We start from the raw sequence: 5,413 nt of genomic DNA, 5'->3' as shown, positions 1-5,413 counted from the left end.
CAATTCATGGGCCAAAAAAAATGCTGGGAGGCGCTTTTTCCGGGGCAAATCGGTCCGTGCGATTTTTGTCCCCAGGAAAAACTGATCGATGAGCAGGGCGCGCCCACGAAGGTTTATTCGTGGGACTACCAGCGTCCGTTTGATGGTTCCTGGTTCCGGGTTTTCAGCGCGGCGTTTGTATGGGTGGACGGCCGGTTGGCGCATGTGGTAAGCAGCGCCGATATTACCGAAAACAAGCGGAATGAGGCGATGATAGAAAAGCTGGCCAATTATGACCAATTGACGGGGTTGCCAAACCGAAGGATGCTGATCAGGGAATGCGAAGGGCGCATTGATAAAGCTACGGCAACGGAGCAGGGCTATTTATTGTTTTTTGATATTGACGGATTTAAAGCCATCAACGACAATTTTGGTCACGATGAGGGAGACGAGTTCCTGATACAATTGGGGAAGTTTTTTTCCAGCATTCCAATGATCGGCGACTCCATCTATAGGAACGGCGGCGACGAATTTGTTGCGGTTTTGGGCGGAGAAGCGATCACGAAAGCGAATATCAGGAGTCTTGTCGGTTTTATCCACGAGCGGTTCAAAAAACCGTGGAAGCTAAAAACAGGAGAGATATATTGCAGCGCCAGCATTGGCGTCTCCTGTTATCCGGAAGATGGAACAACGGCGGAAGAACTGCTTAAGAAAGCGGATATGGCGATGTACCAGGTCAAAAAGGCAGGTGGCAAGGGGATGTGCTTTGGCTACGAGATCAAGGACACAATAAAATAGTGTTTAATTTTTTGAATATGACAGCATATGTCAGTTTATCATTGTATTATGGTATTAGAAAGAAAACCGGCAGGAGGATAATGCAATGATCGAATTGCCTGAAAGCGTTTCGCTGGCAAAACAAATAACGAAGGAGCTTAAGGGAAAACGCATTGAAAAAGTGATCGCGGGGAAGAGCCCGCACCGGTTTGCGTTTTTTTGTGGGGACCCGCTTGCCTACGATGCAATGCTGCGCGGCAAAACCGTGGGGGAAGCAAAATCCTTTGGTGGGCATGTGGAGATCGAGCTGGAAGATTATCGGCTGGATTTCAATGACGGGATTACGTTCAAGTTTTTGGCGCCCGGCGAGCCAGAGCCTAAAAAGCACCAGTTGTACCTTTTGTTTGACGACGGCAGCGCGCTTTGCATGAGCGTGCAGATGTATGGCGCGATGTACGCGTTCCCCGTCGGCACGAACGACAACCCATATTATCTTGTGGCGAGGGAAAAGGTATCGCCATTAGCTGATGAATTCGATGTGGATTATTTTCGTTCGCTGATGGACAGTGTGGACAGGAAGAAAACATCTGTCAAAGCGTTTTTGGCGACGGAGCAGCGTATTCCCGGCCTGGGAAACGGTGTGCTGCAGGATATCTTGTGGACGGCAAGGCTCCACCCCAAGCGCAAGCTTGCGGATTTGGGCGGACAAGAGGTTGCTGAGCTTTTTATGGCGATCAAAAATGTCCTTAAGGACATGGCGGACAAGGGCGGACGGGATACGGAAAAGAATTTATACGGCGTGCCGGGCGGGTATAAAACCGTGATGAGCAAGAACAACGCGGCGATGGTATGCCCGGGTTGTGGCGGGACGGTCAGAAAAGAGGCCTACCTTGGCGGCAGCGTCTATTATTGTCCGGCATGCCAGAAGCTGTGAGATAACATGCAAAACAATCGTTTGTTTGAAATCCTGTATCTTTTACTCAATAAGCAAAAAACGACGGCGGGCGAGCTTGCGGATAAATTCGAGGTTTCCGTGCGCACGATCTATCGCGATATCGACGCTTTGAGCCTTGCGGGCATCCCTGTTTATATGACGAAGGGCAAGGGCGGCGGTATCTCGCTGATGGATGATTTCGTGCTGCAAAAATCATTGCTGTCGCAGGAGGAACGCGACCAGATATTGATCGGGCTGCAAAGCCTGCGGGCAGTGCAGTATCCGGAGACGGACGAGATACTCTCCAAGCTGAACGGGTTGTTCCGTCAAAAAGAGTTTGACTGGATCGAGGTGGATTTTTCCGGCTGGGGAAGCGAGCAAAAGGATCAATTCATTTTATTGAAAACAGCGATTCTGAATAAGCGGATGATCACGTTTTACTATTTTGGGGTGAATGGCAGAAAAACGCAACGCCAAATAGAGCCGCTGCGTATGCTTTATAAGGGCAAGGCGTGGTATGTACAGGGATTTTGCCGGGACAGGGAGGATTACCGTATCTTCAAGCTGTCGCGCATGAAGGAGGTGTGCGTGACGGACGAAGGCTTTACGCGCGATGCGTCCTTGCTGCCTGTGCTCGACAAGCCATATGACGATATGCAATATACCTCTGTGAAGATGCACATTGGAAAAGCGCTTTCCTACCGTGTTTATGATGAGTTCGACGAAAAAAACATCCATGAGACAGCGGCAGGATTCGAGGTGGTACTTACCGTTCCGGAGGACGAATGGATGTACGGCTATATTCTGTCGTTCGGCGCGCATGCGCAGGTGACGGAACCGGAGCACGTGAAAAGCAACATACGTGAACGCATCGAAAAAATGAAAGAAAATTATAGTAATATGACATGAGAAGTCATATTAAGGCTGTTATGCTTATCCTACATTATATAATAAAGGAGTAAGTGATATGGAATATGAAGTGGTCAATGTAGGAGAGAAGACGGTGGACGGTATCCTGATCCAAACGCAGAACGCGGACGGAAAAGCAATAGCGGATATCGCCGCGCTGTGGAACGACTTTTTTGGCTCAGGCAAGGCGGGACTGATCCGCGGGCGGATCAATGATAATTTTGTCGGACTGTATACGGATTACGAAGGAGACTTTACAAAACCGTATGCCTACATCGCGGGGGGCGAAGTGGAGGGCAGCGAGACGCCAGCCTTTACTGCAAAGAAGATCGCTGCGGGCAAGTACGCAAAGTTTGTGGCAAAAGGCAATCTGGAGCAAGAGGTCGGCGCGATCTGGAATGCGGTATGGAGCCTACCCTTCAAGCGGAGCTATAAAAGTGACTTTGAGGAATATATTGGCAGCGACGGGGTAACAGGAGAGATACACATTTACATTGGAATTGAGGACTGATATGGACATCATTGAAATAACGCAGGGCAACATAGAAAACGAGCATTTGTGCTGTGCGATCTCGGACAAAAAGAGTACGCAGGTGAAGCGCGAGTGGCTTATGGAGCGTATGAAAGATGGATACCGGTTTTGCAAGATGGACGGACAAGGCAAGGCGTTTATCGAATTTGTCCCGGCAGAGCATGCGTGGTCGCCGATCAGCGCAAACGGCTACCTGTTCATTGATTGCTTCTGGGTGTCAGGATCGTTTGCGAAGAAGGGCTACGGTACGCAGCTTTTGAAGGTGTGCATTGAAGAAGCGAAGCGTATGGGCAAAAAAGGACTGGTCGCGCTTTCCTCAGATAAGAAGCGACCGTTTGTTTCTGATCCGAAGTTCTACAAGAAACGCGGTTTTTTGGTTGCGGACACAGCACAGCCGTATTTTGAGCTGCTGTACCTGCCGTTTGAAGAAGGTGCGCCGCCGTGCTTTCTTAGTACTGCAAAAGAGGGCAAGAACGATGCGCAAGGCGTGGTCATCTATTACACGGATCACTGTCCGTGGAACGCAAAGTATATGCCGCTACTGCAAAAGACGGCGGAGGAACGGGGTGCACAAGTGACATTTGTACATATCTCTACGCAGGACGATGCGCAGGCGTGTCCGTGCCCGTTTACCACATACGCCGTATATTATAATGGTGCGTTTGTGACAAACGAGATGATGAGCGACAAGAAATTTGTTAAATTCCTCGAAGAAAAAGGACTGTGATATGGAGCTTGTGCCCGCAAAGACAATACTTGGCCGTCCCAAGGATGATTCGTGGTTTGGCAACGACTACAACATGAACCTGTATCGCGGATGCTGTCACGGCTGCATTTATTGCGACAGCAGGAGCGAGTGTTACCATGTGGACGATTTTGACCGCGTCCGCATAAAGCGCGACGCGCTTGCGATATTGGAACGGGAGCTGCAAAGCAAGCGTAAGAAAGGCGTGGTGGGCGTGGGTGCGATGTCTGATACGTACAATCCCTTTGAAAAGGAAGAACAGGCGACGCGAGGCGCACTTAAGCTGCTTGAGCGGTTTGGCTTCGGCGTGGCGCTTGACACGAAGAGCTCGCTGGTGCTGCGGGACGTCGATCTGATCCAAAGGATAGCGCGCAATGCTTCAGCCAATATCAAGATCACGATCACAACGGCAGACGATGCGCTTTCCAAGGTCATCGAGCCGTACGTGTGTGTATCCTCCGAGCGGTTCCGCGCGATTCGTGAGTTGTCGGCAGCAGGGATATTTACAGGCGTATTATTTACGCCGATGCTTCCTTATATCACGGATACGGAGGAGAACGTTATGGAGATGGTACGGCTGGCGCACGAGAACGGGGCGCGGTTTATCTTTCCGATGTTTGGTGTAACACTGCGGCAAAACCAGCGGGACTATTATTATCAAAAGCTGGATACACACTTTCCGGGACTCAGCCGCAAATATCGTAATGTATATAGGAGCAATTACTATTGCGCATCCCCCAGAGCGAACAAACTGCGGGCGTTGTTTCAGAGCGAGTGTCGCAAATACCGCTTGCTTTACCGGATGGAAGATATTGTGGCGGCGTACAAGAAAAAGGAACCGGTCGTGCAGCAAATGAAGCTCTTTTGACAAAGACAGGAAAATTACCCCAAATGTAGTGGTCTTAAGAAGCAAACGTACCACATGAGGCGCAGCAATAAAAGCGCTTTTTTTGTGGATAAAATGTGCATAAAAAAGGTGAAAAAAATTAAGAGAAATGTGTTGACAGGGGAGGGGGTATTTGGTATTATAAATAAGCCGCAAAAAACGCGGCGAACCTTGAAAAAAGCATACAGTACCAAAAACGAAAAGAAAATGCTTGAAAAGCGGAGCCTAGATCAATGAATAGTTAAAAACGTCTCGCAAGAGATGTTAAGATTTTAATTAAGAGTTTGATCCTGGCTCAGGACGAACGCTGGCGGCGTGCTTAACACATGCAAGTTGAACGGACGATACGAGAGTGCTTGCACACTTGTAAAGTTAGTAGCGGACGGGTGAGTAACGCGTGAGCAATCTGCCCTGCAATGGGGGACAACAGTTGGAAACGACTGCTAATACCGCATGAGACCACACTACCGCATGGTAGAGAGGTAAAAGGATTTATTCGATGCAGGATGAGCTCGCGTCCCATTAGATAGTTGGTGAGGTAACGGCCCACCAAGTCAACGATGGGTAGCCGACCTGAGAGGGTGATCGGCCACACTGGAACTGAGACACGGTCCAGACTCCTACGGGAGGCAGCAGTGGGGAATATTGGGC

6 protein-coding genes and 1 rRNA gene are annotated in these 5,413 nt (G+C 49.6%); all 7 read left to right on the top strand.

Features of this window, described 5'->3' with window-relative positions; translation table 11 throughout:
* On the top strand, positions 1–777 hold a 777-nt coding region (locus VB081_RS10405; RefSeq protein ID WP_323400755.1), incomplete at its 5' end, for a GGDEF domain-containing protein.
* An 85-nt stretch (positions 778–862) separates the two neighbouring features.
* Positions 863–1,690 carry an endonuclease VIII gene (locus VB081_RS10400; RefSeq protein ID WP_323400754.1) on the top strand — a complete coding sequence of 276 codons (828 nt, stop codon included), beginning with the start codon at positions 863–865 and terminating at the stop codon, positions 1,688–1,690.
* Positions 1,691–1,696: 6 nt separating this feature from the next.
* Complete coding sequence (locus VB081_RS10395) at positions 1,697–2,599, top strand: helix-turn-helix transcriptional regulator (RefSeq protein ID WP_323400753.1); 903 nt, start codon at positions 1,697–1,699, stop codon at positions 2,597–2,599.
* Positions 2,600–2,657: 58 nt separating this feature from the next.
* Positions 2,658–3,110, top strand: a complete 453-nt coding sequence (locus VB081_RS10390; protein WP_323400752.1) for a GyrI-like domain-containing protein — start codon at positions 2,658–2,660, stop codon at positions 3,108–3,110.
* Position 3,111: 1 nt separating this feature from the next.
* Positions 3,112–3,858, top strand: a complete 747-nt coding sequence (locus tag VB081_RS10385) for a GNAT family N-acetyltransferase (protein ID WP_323400751.1) — start codon at positions 3,112–3,114, stop codon at positions 3,856–3,858.
* Between the two features lies 1 nt (position 3,859).
* Positions 3,860–4,744, top strand: coding sequence for an SPL family radical SAM protein (locus VB081_RS10380; RefSeq protein WP_323400750.1), 885 nt, complete (start codon positions 3,860–3,862; stop codon positions 4,742–4,744).
* 290 nt (positions 4,745–5,034) lie between these two features.
* A 16S ribosomal RNA gene (locus VB081_RS10375) occupies positions 5,035–5,413 on the top strand; the annotation flags it as partial.

Source organism: Christensenella sp. (genome assembly GCF_034927525.1).
GTDB lineage: Bacteria > Bacillota > Clostridia > Christensenellales > Christensenellaceae > Christensenella.
The sequence above is the reverse complement of the archived record's forward strand: the minus strand, read 5'-3'. Positions and strand labels throughout refer to the sequence as shown.